Here is a 22,112-nt window from a genome sequence, read left to right as displayed (position 1 = left end):
CCGTGCCGGGTCACTGCGACCTGTCATCAAAGCAATTCGGGAGCATTATCGGAAAGCCCAGATTTGGCGTTCCAAACTGAGGGCGGCATATAGCGAGAAACGGCCGCCCCGTCAACGCGCAATTTGGAGAAAACTGCGCGTCGCCCCTTGATCTACCTGTGTTTGAACTCCGGCTTGCGCTTCGCTGCGAAGGCGGCCATGCCTTCCTTCTGGTCTTCAGTGGCAAACAGCGAATGGAAAAGCCGCCGTTCGAACCGCAGGCCTTCGGCAAGCGTGAGCTCCAGCGAGCGATTGACGGCCTCTTTTGCCATCATCACCGCCGGCAGCGAGAACGATGCGATCTTCTCGGCCGCAGCCAGCGCTTCCTCCATCAATTTCTCCGGCGCCACCACACGCGAAACGAGTCCTGCGCGTTCCGCCTCGGTCGCGTCCATCATCCGTCCGGTGAGGACGAGGTCCATCGCCTTCGCCTTGCCGACGGCACGGGTGAGGCGCTGCGACCCGCCCATGCCGGGGATGACGCCAAGGGTAATTTCCGGTTGGCCGAACTTTGCCGTCTCGGAAGCGATGATGAAGTCACACATCATCGCCAGTTCGCACCCGCCGCCGAGCGCGTAGCCGGAAACGGCTGCAATGACCGGTTTGCGGGCAGCAGCCACCTGATCCCAGCCGCCGATGAAATCGCCGAGATAGCTTTCGACGAAGTCCAGCGTCTGCATCTCCTTGATGTCGGCGCCGGCCGCAAAGGCCTTCTCCGAACCGGTGACAACAACGGCGCCGATCTCGTTATCGGCATCGAACGCTTTCAGCACCGCGGCAAGCTCGCGCATAACGGTCGAGTTCAGCGCATTCAGCGCCTGCGGGCGATTGAGCGTGACCAGGCCCACGCGTCCGCGCGTCTCGACCAGCAGCGTCTCGTAACTCATTGTCGTCTCCTCCGAATTCGTGTCAGCGGTCGGGTCCGGCCGGACCCGGATGTTCATTTCTGGCAGCGCGGGCAATGAAACGTCGAGCGTCCCGCCTGCACGATGCGGGCGACCGTACCGCCGCAACCCGGCGTGCGGCAAGCCTCCCCTTCCCGGTCATAGACGGAAAAGGAATGCTGGAAATAGCCGAGCGATCCGTCGGCCTGGATATGATCTTTCAGCGACGAGCCGCCCGCGGCGATGGCATCGGCAATGACCTCGCGGATTGCAACGGTCAGGCCCTGCAGTTCCGGCTTCGACCCACCTTGGCTGTCGACGAGGGCGCCTGCCGGCTTCAGCGGCGACAGGCCTGAACGCCAGAGCGCCTCGCACACATATATATTGCCGAGGCCGGCAATATTCTTCTGGTCGAGCAAGGCTACCTTCAGCGGTTGCGCCTTTCCGGCAAAGCGTGCCGCCAGATAGGCGGCGTCGAGCGCGTTGCCGGTCGGCTCTTCCCCGAGTGCGCGGAAGAAGGCGTGGGCCGCCACCGTGTCCCGTCGGGCGAGATCCATGAAACCGAAACGGCGCGGATCGTTATAGATGACACGGGCGGGGCCGACGGCACCTTCCAGATGGAAGATCACATGATCGTGCTTCTCATCCTTGGCGCGTGGGTGGTGAAATTCGTCCGGCGTTTCTGGCAGCGCGCCCTGTTCGATACGGAACGAACCTGACATGCCGAGATGGGCAATGATGACGTCACCGGCCTCCAGATCGATCATCAGATATTTTGCCCGGCGCGACAGCGAGACGATGCGCTGACCGGCAACGGTGGCTGCAAAATTGACAGGGAAGGGAAAACGCAGATCCGGCCGACGCAGTTCTGCACTGACGAGGAGCGCGCCTTCCATGGTCGGCGCCAGACCCCGTTTTACCGTTTCGACCTCCGGCAGTTCCGGCATGCGTCGTCTCCTTCTTTCTTAACCACCACACGCCCGGCATTCTTAACCACCATAAGCCCGGCCGTTGGCATTTCCTTGGCGGGCTACTTATCCTATAGGGGTGCGCTATGCCGCAGCCATGGCCCTGCCCCCGAGATAGCGCGGGTCGGACGATTTCGCTATGGTGCCGGAAAAATTGGTTCAGGTGGAGTTCTTCGTATGACGGATCAGCGGGTATCGGCCAATGGCGGAATGGAAACCTCCTTCGGTTTCCGCAACGTCGGTACGGGCGAAAAGCAGCCGCTCGTCAACGACGTCTTCCATAAGGTGGCCAAGCGCTACGACATCATGAACGACGTGATGTCGGCCGGGCTGCACCGCGCCTGGAAGGATGCGATGATTGCCGCGCTCAATCCGCCGCGCCGCGAGGGCTACAGGACGCTCGACGTCGCCGGCGGCACCGGCGACATCGCCTTCCGCATCATCGAAGCCTCCGACCGCAAGGCGCATTCGACGGTTCTCGACATCAACGGCTCGATGCTCGCCGTCGGCGCGGAACGGGCGGAAAAGAAGAAGCTTTCGGCCAATCTCGATTTTGTCGAGGCCAATGCTGAGGAACTGCCGTTCGACGCGAATTCCTTCGACGCCTATACGATCGCCTTCGGCATCCGCAACGTCCCGCGTATCGATGTCGCGCTCAAAGAAGCCTATCGTGTGTTGAAGCGCGGCGGGCGACTGCTGGTGCTCGAATTCTCCGAAGTGGAGATGCCGCTTCTCGACCGTTTCTACGATGCATGGTCGTTCAACGCGATCCCGAAATTCGGCAAGCTGATCACCGGCGACGAAGCGCCCTATCAGTATCTGGTGGAATCGATCCGCAAGTTCCCGAACCAGCGCGATTTTGCCGCCATGATCAAGGAGGCGGGCTTCTCGCGCGTCTCCTTCACCAATTACACCGGCGGCATCGCAGCGCTGCATTCCGGCTGGAAAATCTGATCTTATGAGCACAGCTGGAGCATATGTCCGCCTCGTGCGGATCGGCTGGGTTCTCGTGCGCGAAGGCGTCGTCTCGGCGGTCCCGACCGAACACCTGCCGCCCTTTGCCCGTTTCGCCCAGAAGGCAGCCGGGCTTTTCGCCCGCCGCAAGGTGCTAGGCGAGGAGCGCAGCGACCGGCTGTCGCGCGCCGTTGCACGCCTCGGCCCCTCCTATGTGAAAATCGGCCAGTTCCTGGCAACCCGCCCCGACGTCGTCGGCGCGGAATTTGCCGCTGACCTGTCGCTGCTGCAGGACCAGATGGCGACCTTTCCGCAAAGCGAAGCCAAGGCCGCGATCGAGGGATCGCTCGGCCGCAAGGTCGAAGACCTCTACGCCGAATTTTCCCTGCCGATGGCGGCCGCCTCGATCGCCCAGGTTCATCCGGCCATCGTCATGCGCGACGGCCGGCCCGACAAGGTTGCCGTCAAGGTCATCCGCCCCGGCATCCGCCAGCGTTTTGCCTCCGATATCGAGGCGATGTATCTCGTCAGCCACATGCAGGAGCGTTTCCTGCCCTATACGCGGCGGCTGAAACCGGTCGAGGTCACCAAGACGCTAGAGCAGACGACCAAGATCGAAATGGATCTTCGGTTGGAAGCAGCCGCCCTTTCCGAACTCGGCGAGAACACCAAGGAAGATTCCGGCTTTCGCGTACCGAAGGTCGATTGGGAACGCACCGGCCGCGACGTCGTCACCATGGAATGGATCGACGGCGTCAAGATGTCGGATATCGACGGGCTGAAGGCGGCGGGCCACGATCTCGACGCGCTGGGCGACACCCTGATCCAGTCCTTTCTCCGCCACACATTGCGCGACGGCTTCTTCCACGCCGACATGCATCAGGGCAACCTGTTCGTCGACGATGCCGGCCATATCGTCGCCGTCGACATGGGCATCGTCGGCCGTCTCGGCAAGAAGGAACGCCGCTTCCTCGCCGAGATCCTGTTCGGCTTCATCACCCGCGACTACCAGCGCGTCGCCGACGTGCATTTCGAGGCAGGCTACGTGCCGTCGCATCATGATGCCGCGAGCTTCGCCCAGGCGATCCGCGCCATTGGCGAGCCGATCCACGGCCAGCCGGCCGAGACCATCTCGATGGCAAAGCTGCTGACGCTTCTGTTCGAGGTGACCGAGCTCTTCGACATGCAGACACGGCCGGAACTGGTCATGCTGCAGAAGACCATGGTCGTCGTCGAGGGCGTCGCGCGCACGCTCAATCCGCGTTTCAACATGTGGAAAGCATCCGAGCCTGTGGTCGGCAAGTGGATCCGCGACAATCTCGGACCGAAGCGCATCGTCACCGACCTGCGCGACGGCCTGCACGCGGCCCTTCGTCTGGCCGAAGCAGCACCGGAAATCGCCGCCCGCACGGAAAAATTCTCCAGCGAGATCATGGCCATGAGCGAAAACGGCCTACGGTTCGACGCCGAGACGGCGCATGCCATCGGCAAGGCCGAGGCACGCCACACGCGCTCCGGCCGCCTGGCGCTGTGGCTGATTGCCGCCACGCTCGTCTATATCGCCTGGCAGGTGACCTGAGCGCCACCGGCAATCCGGTCGCCGAACCGGCTTGCAATTCCACTGCCGCTTGTTATCGTTCCGACATGGACAATCGTTCGATGATCGCAATGGTGCTTTGCACGCATATCCAGGGGTGTGCGGGAGACCACGTGCGTTAAACGGACTGTCCCCCGACCAACCCTGCCGAGGCGAGCAGGGTTTGGTCCTGTTTCCTCGGTGCCAGCGAGCTGATGAGGAAACAATGACCGAAGCCACCCCCTCCCCGACACTCAGGATTCGAGCGGCGCGCGTCGTCGACTGGGAAGCGATCGCCGCACTTATGAGCCAGCCGGGCATCCGCTCCGGCACGCTCAGACTGCCCTATTCGACACCGGAGCAGACGCGCAAGTGGATGGAGGGCCTGTCGGAGGACAACACTGTGATCGTGGCCGAGCGCGACGGCCGCATCGTCGGCATGGCCGGTCTGCACCGCAATAAGGGGCGCCGGCATCACTCCGCCGTGCTCGGCATCAGCGTCGATGACAACCACCGCGGCGAAGGCATCGGTAAGACACTTCTTACATCTCTGATCGATGCTGCCGATAACTGGCTTGGGATCAGCCGCATCGAGCTGACCGTCTTTACCGACAACGAAGCGGCAATCGCGCTTTATCACAAGACCGGCTTCGAACCCGAAGGCACGCACAGGGCCTATGCTCTGCGCAATGGCGTGCTGGCCGACGTGCTGGCGATGGCGCGCATTCGCGCCTGATCGCGGCCGGACCATGCGTCCGGGTGGTGAGGAAGAGGTGGCAGGGCTTTCGGTTCTGCCGCCGGCTGCAACCATGTTCCATCCGGAACTGCGAATAAGCAGACGACATGCGATCTTCTCCCCATGGATGACGGGAGTTCATCCCTGGAGGAGAGAACACCATGCGCAAGATCATCATCGCCGCGGCCGTCGCAATCACCGCAGCCGTTTCCTTTGCCGCGCCGTCACAGGCTGGCGGTGTGACGATCGGCTTCAGCAACGGCGCCTACGGCCATGGCTGGAGCGGCCAGATCGGCTATGTCGACGGCTATTACGGTGGCTACTACGACGAGTATCGCCCCTATTGCTTCATCAAGAAAGTCAGGCGCTACGATCACTACGGCAATGTCTACTACGAGCGTATCCGCATCTGCCGTTAATAATAGCAAGGGGCGAGGGACACGAGGCCCGGCCGGTTTCCGGCCGGGCTTTTCGACGTCTGGCGCTCATCACCTTCATCCGAATTGCCGGTTCCCATCCGCTTACCCCATTGACGCCGCGTCGCTGCCGGGCTCCAAAAGCAGCAACGCAAATCGCATGGGAAGGTAGACCGTCATGGATCTCGGCATCACAGGCAAGAAGGCGCTCGTGCTCGGCGGCAGCAAGGGGCTTGGACGCGGCATCGCCGAAGCACTCGCGGCTGAAGGCGTTGCCGTCGCGGTGACCGGTCGCGACGCAACTACGGCCGAAAAGGTCGCAGCAGAGCTCAGTTCGAGCGCCCGCGGTTTTGCGCTCGATCTTTCCAAGCCCGAAAGCCTCGACGCGCTGCTCGATCGGCTCGCCGCCGATTTCGGCGCGATCGACATTCTCATCCTGAATGGCGGCGGGCCGCCGCCGTCGCTTGCGTCCACCATCGAGCCGGAGTTCTGGCGGACGCAGTTCGAGACCATGGTGCTCGCCGGCATGCGCATCACCGGCCGGGTTCTGCCCGGCATGAGGGAGCGCGGTTTCGGCCGCATCATTGCCGTCGCTTCGACCAGCATCCGCGAGCCGATCCCGGGCCTGACCGCCTCCAACGCGCTTCGAAGCGCTGTTGCCGGCTGGCTGAAGACGCTGGCCGGCGAAGTCGCCGCCGACGGCGTGACCGTCAACATGCTGTTGCCGGGGCGGCTTGCGACCGACCGCACCTTGGGCTTCGACCGCATGGACGCCGAGAACGAAGGCGTCGATATCGCCACGGTTGCCGCGCGCAGCCAGGCGGATATTCCAATCGGCCGCTATGGAACGCCGGCGGAATTCGGCGCTGCCGCCGCATTTCTCGCGGGCCGGCCCGCGGCCTATGTCACGGGCGTGGCACTTCCCGTCGACGGCGGTCTCAGCCGATCGATGCTCTGAGTTGCCGCGTCAGTCCGCCCTGCCCCTCCCTTGAAAATACAAGCGACCGGCTCAAGGCGGTCATTTATTATTGCATCGTGCGTCAGACATGGCGTTCAGAAGCTTCAATTTCGCAGGTGAACTTCACCGCAAATTGATGCTGGTTTCAGGGGTTATGCAGTAAAACCTGCAGCCGGGCGCCGTTTGCCCGGCTGACCATACGACTGGCCAAACGACTGGCTAAACGACTGGAATGACCCCCATGAACTCACCATCGACCGGGTGGCTGCTCGGGATTGCACTCTTCGCCTCAGCCCTTCTTCCCGCCGCTGCAGGAGCCGCCATGCTTGAAAAGGAAATGATTGCCGCAGCTTCGGCCGGCAACGCCGCCGAACTGCGCGAATTGATCAAGCGCGGAGCAACGCTCGACGCGCGTGACGCAAGCGGCGCGACCGCTCTGCTCGTCGCCACACACGAAAACCGCATCGACGCTGCCCGCGCGCTCATCGAAGCCGGCGCGGATGTCAATGCGAAGGACAAGATCGAGGACAGTCCCTACCTCTATGCTGGCGCGCGCGGCCATCTCGAAATCCTGAAGCTGACGCTTGCCAACGGCGCCGACCTCAAAAGCACCAACCGTTACGGCGGCACGGCGCTGATCCCTGCGGCAGAACGCGGCCACGTCGAAACGGTGAAGACGCTGATCGAGGCGGGCGTCGATGTCGATCACGTCAACCGGCTGGGCTGGACGGCGCTGATCGAAGCCATCATTCTCGGCACCGGCGGCGAAAAGCATACGGAGATCGTGCGATTGCTGATCGACGCGGGCGCGAACGTCAATCTTGCCGATGGCGAGGGCGTGAGCCCATTGAGCCACGCCCGGCAGCGCGGCTATGGCCGGATTGAAAAGCTGCTTACCGCCGCCGGCGCCCGTTGAAATCGGAGGGGACATGAAGCAGGAAAGACGCTTTCTCGGCGAGGCTGTCGCCCTTGCCCGCGCCAATGTCGAAAAAGGTGGCCGTCCCTTCGGCGCGGTTGCCGTTCGCAACGGCGAGGTTATCGCCAGCGGCGTCAACGAGATGCTTGAAACCGGCGATCCGACATCGCATGCCGAGATGAATGCCCTTCGCCTGGCGGCAAAGCGCCTCGGGTCTCCCCGTCTTGAAGGCGTTGCGATCTATGCCAGCGGCCAACCCTGCCCGATGTGCATTGCGGCCATGCGCATGGCCGGCATCACCGAGATCGCCTACGCCCACTCGAATGCCGACGCCGAACCCTACGGGCTGTCGACGGCGGCAGTCTATGCCGAACTGGCAAAACCCCTTGGCGAACAGTCGATGCGCTTTCGCCATGTGCCGGTCGACGATAACGACCTGGCACCGCTCTATGCGGAATGGCAGCATCGTCAAAAAGAGGGCTGACAAGCGGCCGGCACCGGTCAAGCCCAGCCACAGCTTGGGCAGCCCCCTGCGGCGGCCACTGCCAGCGCCGGCCGGTGGTGCCTCCGACGGGCGGACGGGCACGGCAAAGGCAGTGAGGCGCCGGAACAACCCGCCTGCTCACGCCGACCGACGGTGTCTCGACAACCAGAGCCCTTGCCGAACACACGCGGCGAGTGTAATCGCGAAGGTGAGATTGCCCTCTCCTCCCTGCCGCCCAGCGTTCCTCGGAGAACGTCGGCGGCCCAGCCCGCGGGTGCTGCGATGAATGCCTTTTCCGAACGCACGGGCCGCCTGGTGGCGCTGCTTCTCATCGCCGGCTCCGGCGTGGTGACGATCGCCAAGGGCATGAGCCTGACCTTCCTCGCGATCCGCCTGCAGCGGGATTTTGGCCTTACCCCGGCAGGTATCGGCGTCCTGATTGGCGCGGGCCCCCTGCTCGGCGCGATCATCAGCCCGTTTGCCGGCAGCCTGTCCGATCGCATCGGCCGAACGGGTGTGCTGACCATAGCGCTCTTCATGGCCGGACTGGCGCTGGCGGGGCTCGGGCTGGCGCACTCGATCGCCGCCTTCGCGCTGGCGCATATCGTCTCTGCGGTTGCCGCCGCCGTCTATGAACCGGTTTCGCGCGCATTGATGAGCGATGCCGCGCCAGCGCATCTGCGCCTGCGGGTATTCTCCTGGCGCTATCTGGCGATCAATGCCGGCTGGGCCGTCGGGCCGTTGATCGGCGTCTGGGTCGGCGCTGCCTATTCGACCCTATTCATCATTGCCGGCATCATGCATGCGGCCTTCGGCCTCGTGCTGTTCTTCACCGTGCCGGAAGCGAGCAACAGACGGGCGGTCGAGACGGGACCGGGGTCCAACACCACGGGCGGCTGGCGCGGGCTTGTCGCTGCCTTGCGCGACCGCCGACTGATCTTCTTCGTCATCGGCGGCACCCTGCTTTTGGCCGTTCATGGTCAATGGTCGGTGACATTGTCGCAATATCTCAACACCGGCTTCGAGGATGGCGTCACCCTGTTCGCGCTGCTGGTTTCGACCAACGCAGCAACGGTGCTCGTCGCCAGCACGCCCGCCCGCTTCGTCATTGAAAGGATCGGCGCGCTCAAGGCGCTGTCGCTCGGCTGCCTGCTGTTCCTGCTTGGTGAAATCGGCTTTGCAGCCTCGTCCGGCGTCGAAATGCTGGTCGCCTCGATGATCCTCTTCACCATCGGCGAGGTGCTCGTCGTGCCCTCGGAATATGTGCTGGTCGACGGCAGGATGCCGGCAATCGCGGCACCTATTTCGGCGCCCATTCACTGTCCACCGTCGGCAATTTCCTTGGGCCGCTCATCGGCGGCCTTGCACTCGGCGCAAGCGGCGGCGCCGGCATGTTCCTGCTGTTCGCGCTGCTTTCAGCGGCAAGCGCGCTCCTGTTTGCAATCGGCCATTCCATGCCGCCGCCCCGCCGGCACGCACCGATGCGCTCGATGGCAGCGCCGTCGGCCGAGATCTCATGCGCTTCGGTCAATTCGCCTAGGGCCGGAGGCAGCATTGCCCCACGCAGGGGTGGTATTCGTGTTCACAATCATCATGCTTGGGCTCATCGATCGCCTCCCTGGTGCGACACGAGATCGCCGCAGGGCAGCGCTGCCGCCGCTTTTTCTTGCCAACCGGAAGCGCTACCATCGCCTCGTCTGCGTGATCACCGTCACCATTTCGTCACTGGCACAGCCTAAGCACCGCGTCGAAACAGGAGTGAATACAAGATCATGACCACCGCCACCGAACAAACCGTCCTCAAGCGATCGATCGCCGCCACCATCGTCGTCGGCGCGACAGGCGTGCTGTTCGGCCTGTTGTCCGGATCGGTGTCGATCGTGTTCGACGGGGTGTTTTCCGTCGTCGACGCCGCCATGACGCTGCTGGCGCTGGGAGTGACGCGGCTGATCCCACGGGAAAGCAGCCGCTTTCAAATGGGCTTCTGGCATATCGAGCCGATGGTCCTGCTGTTAAACGCCGGCCTACTCACGACGCTCTCCTTCTACGCCCTTATCAACGCCGTCGACTCGCTGCTGTCGGGCGGCCGCGAACTCGCCTTCGACTGGGCGATCGCCTATGCCGCCGTCGTCGTCGTCATCTGCATCGTGATGTTCATCTACGGGCGGCGGGCGAACCGCACGATCGGCTCGGAATTCCTGGCGTTGGATGTGCGTGCCTGGGCGATGTCGGGCACGATTACCGCAGCCCTGCTTGTTGCTTTCGTGGTCGCCGCGATGCTGAAGGGCACCGCCTATGAAGACTGGACGCCCTATGCCGACCCGGCAATTCTGGTGGTTCTGACACTTTGCCTGATCCCGCTTCCGCTGAAGACCGTCTATGCCGCGCTGAAGGAAATCTTCCTAGTCGCCCCGGCGGAACTGGACGAGAAAGTGCGCGAGGCAGCGCGCAATGCCGCCAGCCGCCACGGCTTTGCCGATTATCGCACATACGTCGCCAAGGTCGGCAGGGCCCGGCTGATCGAGATCTACCTGATCGGATCGGCCGAAACCCGGGTGGATACGCTTGCGAGCCTCGATGCGATCCGCGCCGAGATCGGCGCGGAAATCGGCGAGGCCGGGCGCGATCGCTGGCTGACGATCGCCTTTACCGGCGACGTGAAATGGGCGCAGTAGCGCCCACTGCCGGCGTGCCGCCCGAAATCATCCGCCTTTAACGAACGTTCGAGCGACGACCTGCCGACGGGGTCGTCAGATCGATCCGGCGCGTTATGCCGATCGCCTCCAGAAACGCCTCGTCGTGGCTGACGACGATGAGCGCCCCGTCGAAAGCCCGCAGTCCCGCCTCCACCGTCTCGATGGAATCGATATCGAGATGGTTGGTCGGCTCGTCGAGAATCAGGAGATCAGGCGGGCTCTCGCCGCTAAGCACGCAGGCGAGCCCCGCACGCAGCATCTGCCCGCCACTCAGGCTGGAGACGCGCTGCAGTGCCGCGTCGGCGCGGAACATGAACCGCGCGAGCGCCGCCCGACAGGCGTTTTCGCCGGCGCCGGGATGGAGCCGGCGGAAGTTGTCGCGGATCGACACCTGCGGATCGAGCAGGCTCACCTGTTGATCCAGAATGGCAAAGTCCGTCAGAACCCGAACCTGACCCGACCAGGGAGCAAGCTTGCCTGACATCAGCGACAGAAACGTCGTCTTGCCTGAACCGTTGCGGCCGGTGATCGCCACCCGCTCCGGCCCGGCAATCGTCAGCGACAGATTGGCGAGCACCGGACGGTCCGGGATATAACCGGCGCTGACATCATCGACCTGAAGAACGGCACGGCCGGGCGGCAGCCCGGTCGAAGGCAGCCGGACCGAAAACGGCTGGAGGATCTCGATGCGTTCGCGGGCGGCGGCAAGATCGCCGAGCGCCTGATCGCGTCGCCGCTCGGAAAGCCGCGCGTTGTCGCCCGCCGTCTTTTCGCTGCGCTCCTTCTTCGCATCGAGCAGCAGAAGCGGCTCGTCACCTTTGGCGCGCTTTCTGCGGCCGGCGCTATCCTTTCGGGCCTTGCGCTCCGCGAGCTCCTGCGTCTTGCGGTCGACCTCCGCAAGGCGTCGTTCCGCGTCGGCAAGATCGTGCCGGGCCGATGCGAGTTCGATCGCCTTGCGCTCGCGATAGTGGCTCCAGTTGCCGCCGTAGCTGGTGGCGCCGAGAGAGGTGAGTTCGACGATCACATCCATCGTGTCGAGAAGCTCGCGATCGTGGCTCACGACGATGGCGCCGCCACGCCAGTTCGCCATCAGCTCGATCACTGCCTCGCGCCCGGCGCGGTCGAGATTGTTGGTGGGTTCGTCGAGCAGGATGAAATCGGGATCGGCAAAGACCAATGCCGCCAGCTTGGCACGGGTCAGCTGCCCGCCGGATAGCGATGAGAGCGGCGTCTGCGCTTCTGCCTCCAGCCCGAGGCGAGCGAGCGCTGCGGCCAGTCGCGCCTCCAGCGTCCAGTCGGCAATCGACAGCTCGTCGATGCTGGCGGTGCCTTCCTCCGCTCGGCGTAGAAGCGCCAGCGCATCGGCAATGCCGAAGAGGTCGGCGACGCTCTCCTGTTCGGCGACCTGCACCGTCTGGCGCAGGATGCCGAGGCTGCCGTCGACCGAGACTGTGCCGGCCTGCGGCTGGAGTGTTCCCGCAATCAGCTTCAGCAGCGTGCTTTTGCCGACGCCATTGCGCCCGACAAGGCCAGAGCGCGCCGGGCCGAACGTCAGGCTCAGGTCGGAAAAGAGGCTGCGGCCGTCAGGCGTTGACCAGGTGAGATGGGAGAGCGAGATCGAAACAGGCATGGATACGGATTTCCCTGATGGCAAAAAGAGTGGGCTTTGCTGTCAGGTGGAAATCCATCGATGCGTGTATCCTGTGGTAATTTCTATCGATGCAAAGATAACATCGATCGTGTTTTCTTCAAGGCAAGGATGCCATAGCCGCTCGCCGCGAACCGTGAGCACTTGGTCGCCGCTCAGTCTGGAAACATCCTTGGCGCCCGTGCAACCGGCATTCTGCTTGCTTTGAAGCCAGATCCGGCCGCGTTCGGCACTGATCGATTGGAGATGGTATTGGAACACAGTGTGGGCGGCACACGAGCGTGGTCGCCCGGTCTGGAGCAGATGGTACCGCCTTTGGACGATTACCAGACGAGACCGTTCAGCGTGATCAGCGCGATCACCAGCAGGGACAGGATGAGCGACATCTTGATTGCGGCAAGCGCGTAGTCATAGCGGCGAATATGCATTGCAAAGGTATGAAGCATGGCATTCTCCCTGGCGTCGAAATGCCCGACGGCCGTTGGGGCCGGGCCACGCGATCGCCTGCGTGTCATCTTATGAGGTGCGGGAGGCCCGCGCGGAAATCTGGAGCGGCATCCGCGACGCGTTTTGGCTGCTGAGGACGGCAGATCCGAAGGTCGACAGCTATTGGACCAGGGGCAGCCGACTTTCGACACGGCTGTGGTGCAAGTCCATGAGTCGGGCCAGGATTGCCTCGCCCTCTTCGCGATCAAGCGCCGGGTATCGCACTCGGACGGCATCCCGAAAAACATCGGCAACCATCGGGAATTCCTCGGGAAGGATCGGTCGCCCACGAAATCCGTCGATGGGGTGCATCACGCGATCTCCTCAGTTGGGGCGAAAGCGTAACGATCTCTCAGCCACCGACGCCCGTTCGATCGGTCGATGATGGATGCACTATGCGCCTTCGGCAGTGAGATACCAAGGGATATTCGCCGCTAGAAAGGGAACGCGGCCAGGCGCGCCATCTGGATCGGGTGATCTGCTGCCGGCGCGCAAGGATCGCCGAACGCCCCTCCAGGCGTGCGCCGCCACGGCTGCAATTGTGGCGTTCGGCCAGACACGTTGCGCCCGATGAAACGCTCAAGTAGGGTCGCTGCAACCGCGTCCCTCCGCCGGCGAAGCCGTCGAAAGGGATGCTGTTGAACACCATGGCTGAACCGGAAAGAACTCCGGTTAAGAAGGCGGCCGCAAGGCTGGGACGCAATGACACTGTCGGGCAAACGCATTCTCCTGATCATCTCCGGCGGCATTGCGGCCTATAAGAGCCTGGACCTTATCCGCCGGCTGCGCGAGCGCGGCGCCAGCGTCCGGCCAGTCATGACATCAGGTGCGCAACAGTTCGTGACACCGCTTGCCGTCGGCGCGCTTTCCGCCTCGCATGTCTATCTCGAGCTGTTTTCGCGCGAGGACGAACAGGATGTCGGCCATATCCGGCTGGCGCGCGAATGCGATCTGATCGTCGTCGCCCCTGTTACCGCCGACCTGATGGCGAAGATGGCGAACGGTCATGCCGACGATCTCGCCTCGACCATCCTGCTGGCCACCGACCGTCCGGTGCTGGTCGCGCCGGCGATGAACCCGAAGATGTGGGCGCACCCGGCAACCCGGCGCAACCGCGCGACGCTCGCCGCCGACGGCATCCATTTCATCGGCCCTGAAGCCGGCGAAATGGCGGAGAGCGGCGAGGCCGGAGAAGGACGGATGAGCGAGCCGCTGGCGATCGTCGCTGCCGTCGAAAACCTGCTTGCAGGCGGCGCGAAGCCACTTGCCGGACGCAAGGCGGTCGTCACATCCGGCCCGACGCATGAGCCGATCGACCCGGTGCGCTACATCGCCAACCGCTCGTCGGGCAAGCAGGGCCACGCCATTGCCGCGGCGCTCGCCAGGCTCGGCGCGGATGTGACGCTGGTGTCCGGCCCTGTGACGATCCCCGACCCCACAGGTGTCAACGTGATCCATGTCGAGCGCGCCGAGGAAATGCGCGATGCAGTGCTTGCCGCCCTTCCCGCCGACGTTGCGGTGATGGTCGCGGCCGTTGCCGACTGGCGGGTGGCAAGTGCGGCCGGCAACAAGATCAAGAAGAAGCCGGGCGAAGCGCCGCCACCGCTTCAATTGGCCGAGAACCCGGACATCCTCAAGACGGTCGGCCACCATGCAAACCGGCCGAAGCTGGTCGTCGGCTTTGCCGCCGAGACGGAGAACGTCGCCGACAACGGCCGCTCGAAGCTCGAGCGCAAGGGTGCCGATTACATTCTCGCCAACGACGTCTCGCCGGCAACCGGCATCATGGGTGGCGATCGCAACCGGGTGAAGCTGATCTCGGCCGACGGCAACGACGACTGGCCGGAGATGGACAAGGAAGCGGTTGCCGAAAAATTGGCGGCGCTGATTGCGGCTGAGCTGGAGCGAAGAGAACAGGGTTGATCAATCGCCGTACCTGGCCAAAAAGCCCCTCACCCTAACCCTCTCCCCGCAGGCGGGGCGAGGGAACGTGCCCTGTGTGGATGAAGCATCCGCAGCAAAAGGAACGCGCGAGTGCGGCGTATCCCTTCTCCCCGTGAAAACGGGGAGAAGGTGGCGGCAGCCGAATGAGGGGCCGCTCACTGCCCACCGATATGCTGAAAGCCTCAGGCCGAACGGTGCTTGCGTACCGGCGCGCCCTGCGTCGAGAACAGCCTGACATCGACGCCGTTTTCGCCGACGATCACGGCCGTGCCGTCAGGAATTTCGACCCAGGCGCCGTCGTCGTCGTTGAGCGGTTCGGAGACAAGACAGTAACCGCCGCTCGGGCCCATGGGTGCTGCGTAGAGCGTCGGCGCCTTCCAGTCGGAGGCATAGCGCACCGCATAAAGATCGTTGCCGTCAGAGAAGGCGGCGGTGAAGCGCACCAGAACCTGGCGCTCCAGATGTTCGGCAAGCTGTTCGATGAAGGCCAGCGCTTCGGCGATCGCGCCGAGCGGATTGTGGTCGAGACCAAACTGCATGGCGAGCAGGAACAGGAGTTCGGAATCCGTCGTGCCGGTGCGGGCCGAATAGAGGTCGTTGTCGAGCATGCTCTCCATCGGCCGGCGCAGATGTTCGAAGTCGCCGATCTGGCCGTTGTGCATGAAGGACCAGCGCCCGAAGACGAAGGGATGGCAGTTGTCGCGCCGGGTGCCGCCACCGGTCGACGCCCGCACATGGGCGAGGAACAGCGGCGAGCGGATCTGGCGGGCAATGCTCTTCAGATTGCAGTCGGACCAGGCGGGGAGAATGTCGCGGTAGCGCCCAGGTTCCGGATGGTCGCCGTACCAGGCAATGCCGAAGCCGTCGCCGTTGGTCGCCGTCTTTGCCCGCGTGGCGCAATGGGACTGCTCGATCAGCGAGTGCGCCGGAGAGGTCACCAGTTCCTCGAGATAGAGCGGCTCCCCGCGATAGGCTGCCCAGCGGCACATGCTGAAATCACTCCGGTTTCGCACCGTTCATACGGATGCGATTCGTTAACCATGAGCGATGTTCCGACGAAACATGGTAAAAATGCGTTAACAAATTCATCCAGGCTCTGCCGGGACCGTATTCTCGGCCACCCGATCGCGCTGTCTCGACAGAAACATCAACCAAGGCGCCTCCATAGACCTCCAATATATTTTCGAACAAATATTCCATGTTGACAAATCTTGCACATTTCATTTCATTCCGAGCCACGACACGGTCGTTGACCCCGGAGGAATGGCATGAGCAGCAAGAAGAAACTGGGTGTGGGCCTGATTGGCACGGGCTTCATGGGCAAGGCGCATGCGCTCGGCTTTACCATCGCCGCGCGGGTGTTCGATCTGCCCTTCGAGCTTGACCTGGTTTCGGTTGCCGATGTGACCACCGAAAGCGCGGAAAACGCCCGCCGGCGTCTCGGCTTTCGCAAGGCGACGGCGGACTGGCGCGAACTTTTGACCGACCCCGACATCGACATCATCGACATTACCACGCCGAACCTTCTGCACAAGGAGATGGCGTTGGCGGCCATTGCCCATGGCAAACATGTCTATTGCGAAAAGCCGCTGGCGCCGATGGTCACTGACTGCGCCGAAATGGTCGCGGCTGCGGAAAAGGCCGGCGTCACGACCCAGGTCGGTTTCAACTACCTGAAAAACCCGCTGATCTTCCTCGCCAAGGACATCATCGAGAGCGGCGAGATCGGCGAGATCCGCTCCATGCGCGGCGTCCATGCCGAAGACTTCATGGCCGATGCCTCGGTGCCGTGGGGCTGGCGGCTGAACCCGGCCAGCGGCGGCGGCGCGCTTGCCGATATCGGCAGCCACATCATCGCCTCCATGCGTCACCTCGTCGGGCCGATCAAATCGGTGCTTGCCGAAACCATCATCCAGATCCCTGAGCGCCCCGTCTCTGCCGGCGCCAGCGAGATGCGCGCCGTCGAGGTCGACGACATCACCCGCGCCTTCGTGCGCTTCGAAAACGGCGCGACCGGCAGCTTCGAGGCCAACTGGATCGCCACCGGCCGCAAGATGCAGCACGATTTCGAGATCTACGGCTCCAAGGGCAGCATCGTCTTCACGCAGGAGCGCCTGAACGAGATCCGCGTCTACTCCACCGGCGACGATATTCGCAGCCGCGGCTTCCGCACCATCTGGGCCGGGCCCGAGCATCCGCCCTACGGCGCCTTCTGCGTGGCACCCGGCCACCAGATCGGCTTCAATGATCTGAAGGCCATCGAGGTGAACGAGTTCCTTGAGGCGATCGCCAAGGGCAAACCGCCATCGACCGATTTCCGCGAGGGTTATGAGGTGCAGAAGGTGCTCTCGGCCACCTATCAATCGGCAAAGACCAACGAATGGGTCCAGATCGGCTGACGAAAAGTCGGAATGGAAAAGGCGGCAAAAAATGGAATGCCTGTTCTATCCCAGCCGCCGCTATTCGATTAGTGTGAGGTCACTAGAGAACACGGGTCAGACTGGAGACAGACAAGAATGGCAACGCCTGAAACGACGACGGAGGTCCCGCAGGATTTCGAAGCGCTGAAGGCGGTCATTCTGGAGCGAAAGGCGCAGCTGCCGAAACGGTTGAAGCAGGTGGCCGCCTATTCGCTTGACAATCCCGACGAGATTGCCTTCGGCACCGCCGCAAGCATCGCCACCTCGGCCGACGTCCAGCCGTCGACCCTGGTGCGCTTTGCCCAGCACTTCGGCTTCGAGGGCTTCTCCAGCCTGCAACAGATTTTCCGCGCCCGCCTGCGCGAGCGCACGCCTGGCTACGAAGACCGGCTGAAGGCACTGAGCGAGAACGAACACAGCAAGCTCGAGAGCGGCTCGATCTTCAACGGCTTCGTCGCCGCCGCCCACCGCTCGCTCGACAACATCGCAACCTCGGTCGACCCGGAAGCCTTTGAGCGCGCGGTCGACATCCTCGCCAAGGCCGAGACGGTCTATCTGATCGCCAAGCGCCGCTCCTATCCGATCTCCAGCTACATGGCCTATGCCTTCGGCAAGCTGAAGGTGAAATACCAGCTGGTCGGCACGGCCGCCGGCATCGATGACGACATGCTGGCGATGGCTGGCAAGAACGATGCCGCGTTTGCCGTCAGCTTCTCGCCTTACGCCTCCGAAAGCGCCACCCAGGCGCGGCTGCTTGCCGAGCGCAAGGTGCCGGTGGTGTCGCTGACCGACTCGGCGTTCTCGCCGCTGGCGGAATCTTCCAAGGTCTGGTTCGAACTGGTCGAGGCGGATCACGCCGGCTTCCGCTCGCTTTCCGCCAGCATGGCCTTCGCCATGGCGCTGACAGTCGCCATTGCCGAGAAGCGTCGCCGCCTGCTTGAAGAGACGAGGACGGAATAGAACGGATAGAATGAAAATTCTATATTGACGAAACGCCGGAATTTATGTTTCATACCTGCATCACCCACAGAACGAGAATGGTCGGGGCCGCAAAGGCGTCCGCGGGGAGGAAGCAGTGAGCCAGAACGTTTCGCCACAGGGAGCAAAGCCGCTCGACCTCATCACCATAGGCCGGGCATCGGTCGACCTCTATGGCCAGCAGATCGGCACCCGGCTTGAGGACGTTGCGAGCTTTGCCAAATCGGTCGGCGGCTGCCCCTGCAACATCTCCGTCGGCACCGCGCGGCTCGGGTTGAAGTCGGCGCTTTTGACCCGCGTCGGCGACGAGCAGATGGGCCGTTTCATTCGTGAGCAGCTGACCCGCGAAGGCGTCGAGACCCGCGGCATGGTAACCGACCCGGAGCGCCTGACGGCGCTCGCCATCCTCGCCGTCGAGAACGACAAGTCCTTTCCGCTGCTGTTCTACCGCGACAACTGCGCCGACAATGCGCTGTGCGAAGACGACGTTTCTGAAGACTTCATTCGTTCGGCGCGGGCCATCCTGGTTTCCGGCACGCACTTTTCCAAGCCCAACACCGATGCGGCGCAGCGCAAGGCGATGCGTATCGCCAAGGAAAACGGCGCGAAGATCGTCTTCGACATCGACTACCGCCCGAACCTCTGGGGCCTTGCCGGCCATGATGCCGGCGAAAGCCGCTACATCGCCTCCGACCGCGTCTCGGCCCATCTGAAGACAGTTCTCGCCGACTGCGACCTGATCGTCGGCACCGAGGAAGAAGTGTTGATCGCGTCGGGCGAAAGCGACCTGCTGCAAGCGCTGAAGACGATCCGGGCGCTGTCCACGGCGACGATCGTCCTGAAGCGCGGCCCGATGGGCTGTATCGTCTATGACGGTCCGATTTCCGATAACCTCGAAGACGGCATCGTCGGCAAGGGTTTCCCGATCGAAGTCTACAATGTGCTCGGCGCCGGAGACGCCTTCATGTCCGGCTTCCTGCGCGGCTGGCTGAAGAACGAACCGCATGCGACCTCCGCGACCTGGGCCAACGCCTGCGGCGCCTTTGCCGTCTCCCGCCTGCTCTGCGCGCCTGAGATCCCGACCTGGACCGAGCTGCAGTTCTTCCTGGAGAAGGGCAGCAAGGAACGGGCGCTGCGCAAGGACGAGGCGATCAATCACGTGCATTGGGCGACCACGCGCCGCCGCGAAATCCCGCTGTTGATGGCGCTGGCGATCGACCATCGCAGCCAGCTGGAAGATGTGGCCGCCGGCAACCCGGAGCTACTTGCCCGCATCCCGGCCTTCAAGGTTCTGGCAGTCAAGGCGGCGGCACAGGTGGCGGCCGGCCGTTCCGGCTTCGGCATGTTGATCGACGACAAATACGGCCGCGACGCGCTTTATGCTGCCGGCGCCCACCGCGACTTCTGGATCGGCAAGCCGATCGAGCTTCCGGGCTCGCGGCCGCTGCAGTTCGAATTCAGCCAGGACCTCGGCAGCCGCCTGATCGACTGGCCGGTCGACCACTGCATCAAGGTGCTGTCCTTCTACCATCCGGACGACCCGGCCGAGATGAAAGCGACGCAGGTGGCCAAGCTGCGCTCGGCCTTCGAGGCGGCTCGCAAGGTCGGCCGCGAAATCCTGATCGAGATCATCGCCGGCAAACACGGCAAGCTCGACGACCAGACCATTCCGCGCGCGCTCAACGAGCTTTACGATGCCGGCCTCAAGCCCGACTGGTGGAAGCTCGAGCCGCAGGCAAGCCGCAGCGCCTGGGCAGCGATCGATGCGGTCATCGAAAAGCGCGATCCGCTCTGCCGCGGCGTCGTGCTGCTCGGCCTCGAAGCCCCCTACGAGGCGCTGAAGGACGGCTTTGCCGCGGCCCGCACATCGAAGACGGTCAAGGGTTTTGCCGTCGGCCGCACCATCTTTGCCGATGCCAGCAAGGCCTGGCTCGGCGGCACCATGACCGACGAGCAGGCGATCGCCGACATGGCCGGAAAATTCAAGGCGCTGGTGGATCTCTGGCTGCAACTGGGTGAAACAAAGGCGGCGTAGGATCGGCGGAGTCCTTAACTCGATTCCGATCTGAGAAATTATACAGTCGGCGAAACGGGACGATTTCGCCACGAGGAGGAAACAGAGTATGAGCCAGAAGACCGTGCGCCTGACCATGGCACAGGCCGTGGCGCGGTTCCTGACCCGCCAGATGACCGTCATCGACGGCAACAAGGTACCGATCTTCGGCGGCGTCTTCGCCATCTTCGGCCATGGCAACGTCGCCGGCGTCGGCGAGGCGCTGCACGGCATCAAGGATACGCTGCCCACCTACCGCGCCCAGAACGAGCAGGGCATGGCCAATGCCGCGATCGCCTTTGCCAAGGCGAGCTTCCGCCGCCGCTTCATGGCCTGCACCACCTCGATCGGCCCCGGGGCGCTGAACATGGTGACGTCGGCAGCCCTTGCCCACGTCAACCGCCTGCCCGTTCTTTTCCTGCCCGGCGATGTCTTCGCCAATCGAAGGCCCGATCCGGTGCTGCAGCAGGTGGAAGGTTTTGCCGACGGCACGATCTCGGCCAACGACTGCTTCCGTCCGGTTTCGCGCTATTTCGACCGCATCACCCGGCCGGAGCAGATCATCCCGGCGCTGCGTCGCGCCATGCAGGTTTTGACGGATCCGGCCGATTGCGGCCCGGTCACGCTCTCGCTTTGCCAGGACGTGCAGGCGGAAGCCTATGACTATCCGGAAGCCTTCTTCGACGAGAAGGTCTGGTCTTCGCGCCGCATCGAGCCCGATGCCGATGAGCTCGCCTCTGCTATTGCTGCGCTGAAGGCAGCCGAGAAGCCGGTGATCGTCGCCGGCGGCGGCGTGCTCTATTCGGAAGCCAGCAAGGCGCTGGCCGCCTTCGCGGAAAAGCATGGCATTCCGGTTGTCGAGACCCAGGCCGGCAAGTCCTCCCTGCCGCACAGCCATCCGCTCAACATGGGTTCGGTCGGCGTCACCGGCACGTCAGCCTCCAACCAGCTGGCGGAAGCGGCCGACGTCGTGCTCGCCGTCGGCTCGCGGCTGCAGGACTTCACCACCGGCTCCTGGTCGCTGTTCAAGAACGAAGGGCTGAAGATCGTCGGCCTCAATGTCCAGCCGTTCGATGCGGCCAAGCATGAGGGGCTGCCGCTGGTCGCCGATGCGCGCATCGGCCTCGAACGCATTTCCGCCGGGCTCGGCAATCACAAGGCCGACACCGCCTGGACCGACAAGGCCAAGGCCGGCAAGGCCGAGTGGCTGAAGGCCGCCGACAAGGCGACGGCAACCACGAATGCGGCGCTGCCTTCGGACGCACAGGTCATCGGTGCGGTCCAGCGTGCACGCGGCGGAGCGGAGACGGTCCTCGTCTGTGCGGCAGGCGGGCTGCCCGGCGAGTTGCACAAGCTCTGGCAGGCGGAAACGCCCGGCGGCTACCACATGGAATACGGCTTCTCGACCATGGGCTATGAAGTCGCAGGCGGCCTCGGCGCCAAGCTCGCCCGCCCCGACAGCGACGTCATCGTCATGGTCGGCGACGGCAGCTACATGATGCTGAATTCAGAGATCGCCTCGTCGATCATGCTCGGCGCCAAGATCACCATCGTGCTGCTCGACAATGCCGGCTACGGCTGCATCAACCGGCTGCAGATGGCAACCGGCGGTGCCAACTTCAACAACCTCTTGCGCGACACGCACCATGTCGAGCTGCCGGTGATCGATTTCGCTGCGCACGCCGCGGCGATGGGCGCGCTCACCCGCAAGGTCGGCTCGATTTCCGAACTGGAATCGGCGCTGAAGGAAACGGCAGGCGAAGCCCGCACGACCGTGATCGTCATCGACACCGATCCGCTGATCACCACCGACGAAGGCGGCCATTGGTGGGATGTCGCAGTCCCCGAGGTTTCCAACCGTACGGAAGTCAACGAGGCCCGCAAGGGCTACGAGAAGGCGCTGACCTCCCAGCGCTTTGGCTGAGATTGCCCTTTCGGCGCCCGCGTTGTCCACGT

At 63.6% G+C, this 22,112-nt stretch carries 19 protein-coding genes; 14 read left to right on the top strand and 5 right to left on the bottom strand.

Annotated elements, in window-relative coordinates:
* Positions 1-152: 152 nt before the first annotated feature.
* Positions 153-926: an enoyl-CoA hydratase gene (locus C6558_RS01520; protein ID WP_025425660.1), complete on the bottom strand. Its 774-nt coding sequence runs from the start codon at positions 924-926 to the stop codon at positions 153-155.
* A 53-nt stretch (positions 927-979) separates the two neighbouring features.
* Entirely contained in the window at positions 980-1,870 is an 891-nt protein-coding gene (gene mutM, locus C6558_RS01515; protein WP_057204300.1) for a bifunctional DNA-formamidopyrimidine glycosylase/DNA-(apurinic or apyrimidinic site) lyase, read from the bottom strand.
* A 198-nt stretch (positions 1,871-2,068) separates the two neighbouring features.
* Here mutM and ubiE point away from each other — a divergent pair, with 198 nt between their 5' ends.
* The 9 genes from ubiE (at position 2,069) to C6558_RS01470 (ending at position 10,606) form a co-directional block, all read left to right on the top strand.
* Complete coding sequence (ubiE, locus tag C6558_RS01510) at positions 2,069-2,845, top strand: bifunctional demethylmenaquinone methyltransferase/2-methoxy-6-polyprenyl-1,4-benzoquinol methylase UbiE (RefSeq protein ID WP_025425658.1); 777 nt, start codon at positions 2,069-2,071, stop codon at positions 2,843-2,845.
* 4 nt (positions 2,846-2,849) lie between these two features.
* Entirely contained in the window at positions 2,850-4,424 is a 1,575-nt protein-coding gene (gene ubiB, locus C6558_RS01505; protein ID WP_025425657.1) for a 2-polyprenylphenol 6-hydroxylase, read from the top strand.
* A gap of 223 nt (positions 4,425-4,647) precedes the next feature.
* Positions 4,648-5,157: a GNAT family N-acetyltransferase gene (locus C6558_RS01500; protein WP_057212517.1), complete on the top strand. Its 510-nt coding sequence runs from the start codon at positions 4,648-4,650 to the stop codon at positions 5,155-5,157.
* Between the two features lie 161 nt (positions 5,158-5,318).
* Positions 5,319-5,576 (top strand): hypothetical protein, encoded by a 258-nt coding sequence (locus C6558_RS01495; protein WP_025425655.1) that lies wholly within the window; start codon positions 5,319-5,321, stop codon positions 5,574-5,576.
* A 175-nt stretch (positions 5,577-5,751) separates the two neighbouring features.
* Positions 5,752-6,531 carry an SDR family oxidoreductase gene (locus tag C6558_RS01490; protein WP_025425654.1) on the top strand — a complete coding sequence of 260 codons (780 nt, stop codon included), beginning with the start codon at positions 5,752-5,754 and terminating at the stop codon, positions 6,529-6,531.
* Between the two features lie 322 nt (positions 6,532-6,853).
* Positions 6,854-7,447 (top strand): ankyrin repeat domain-containing protein, encoded by a 594-nt coding sequence (locus tag C6558_RS01485; RefSeq protein WP_025425653.1) that lies wholly within the window; start codon positions 6,854-6,856, stop codon positions 7,445-7,447.
* A gap of 13 nt (positions 7,448-7,460) precedes the next feature.
* Positions 7,461-7,931 (top strand): nucleoside deaminase, encoded by a 471-nt coding sequence (locus C6558_RS01480; RefSeq protein WP_025425652.1) that lies wholly within the window; start codon positions 7,461-7,463, stop codon positions 7,929-7,931.
* A 282-nt stretch (positions 7,932-8,213) separates the two neighbouring features.
* Entirely contained in the window at positions 8,214-9,707 is a 1,494-nt protein-coding gene (locus C6558_RS01475; protein WP_051509147.1) for an MFS transporter, read from the top strand.
* Positions 9,704-10,606 (top strand): cation diffusion facilitator family transporter, encoded by a 903-nt coding sequence (locus C6558_RS01470; protein ID WP_025425651.1) that lies wholly within the window; start codon positions 9,704-9,706, stop codon positions 10,604-10,606. The genes C6558_RS01475 and C6558_RS01470 overlap by 4 nt, the downstream gene beginning before the upstream one ends.
* A gap of 37 nt (positions 10,607-10,643) precedes the next feature.
* Here C6558_RS01470 and C6558_RS01465 read toward each other — a convergent pair whose 3' ends face one another.
* Positions 10,644-12,257, bottom strand: coding sequence for an ABC-F family ATP-binding cassette domain-containing protein (locus C6558_RS01465; RefSeq protein ID WP_057212521.1), 1,614 nt, complete (start codon positions 12,255-12,257; stop codon positions 10,644-10,646).
* A 341-nt stretch (positions 12,258-12,598) separates the two neighbouring features.
* Positions 12,599-12,721, bottom strand: a complete 123-nt coding sequence (locus C6558_RS41375; protein WP_255569781.1) for a hypothetical protein — start codon at positions 12,719-12,721, stop codon at positions 12,599-12,601.
* Positions 12,722-13,463: 742 nt separating this feature from the next.
* Here C6558_RS41375 and coaBC point away from each other — a divergent pair.
* Entirely contained in the window at positions 13,464-14,684 is a 1,221-nt protein-coding gene (gene coaBC / locus C6558_RS01450; RefSeq protein ID WP_025425647.1) for a bifunctional phosphopantothenoylcysteine decarboxylase/phosphopantothenate--cysteine ligase CoaBC, read from the top strand.
* 203 nt (positions 14,685-14,887) lie between these two features.
* Here coaBC and C6558_RS01440 read toward each other — a convergent pair whose 3' ends face one another.
* Positions 14,888-15,694, bottom strand: a complete 807-nt coding sequence (locus C6558_RS01440; RefSeq protein ID WP_025425646.1) for a class II glutamine amidotransferase — start codon at positions 15,692-15,694, stop codon at positions 14,888-14,890.
* Between the two features lie 279 nt (positions 15,695-15,973).
* On the opposite strand from C6558_RS01440, the gene C6558_RS01435 reads away from it, so the two are divergent.
* From C6558_RS01435 to iolD, 4 genes are all read left to right on the top strand, one after another.
* Positions 15,974-17,104 (top strand): Gfo/Idh/MocA family protein, encoded by a 1,131-nt coding sequence (locus C6558_RS01435; RefSeq protein ID WP_025425645.1) that lies wholly within the window; start codon positions 15,974-15,976, stop codon positions 17,102-17,104.
* A 117-nt stretch (positions 17,105-17,221) separates the two neighbouring features.
* Positions 17,222-18,085, top strand: coding sequence for a MurR/RpiR family transcriptional regulator (locus C6558_RS01430; RefSeq protein WP_025425644.1), 864 nt, complete (start codon positions 17,222-17,224; stop codon positions 18,083-18,085).
* Positions 18,086-18,200: 115 nt separating this feature from the next.
* Positions 18,201-20,138, top strand: a complete 1,938-nt coding sequence (gene iolC, locus C6558_RS01425) for a 5-dehydro-2-deoxygluconokinase (protein ID WP_025425643.1) — start codon at positions 18,201-18,203, stop codon at positions 20,136-20,138.
* A gap of 88 nt (positions 20,139-20,226) precedes the next feature.
* Positions 20,227-22,080, top strand: a complete 1,854-nt coding sequence (gene iolD, locus C6558_RS01420; protein WP_025425642.1) for a 3D-(3,5/4)-trihydroxycyclohexane-1,2-dione acylhydrolase (decyclizing) — start codon at positions 20,227-20,229, stop codon at positions 22,078-22,080.
* The last annotated feature ends 32 nt before the right edge of the window (positions 22,081-22,112 follow it).

It is taken from the genome of Ensifer sp. NM-2 (assembly GCF_003024455.1).
In the GTDB taxonomy this organism is placed as follows: domain Bacteria; phylum Pseudomonadota; class Alphaproteobacteria; order Rhizobiales; family Rhizobiaceae; genus Ensifer; species Ensifer canadensis.
This window is presented reverse-complemented; position numbering and strand designations above follow the sequence as displayed.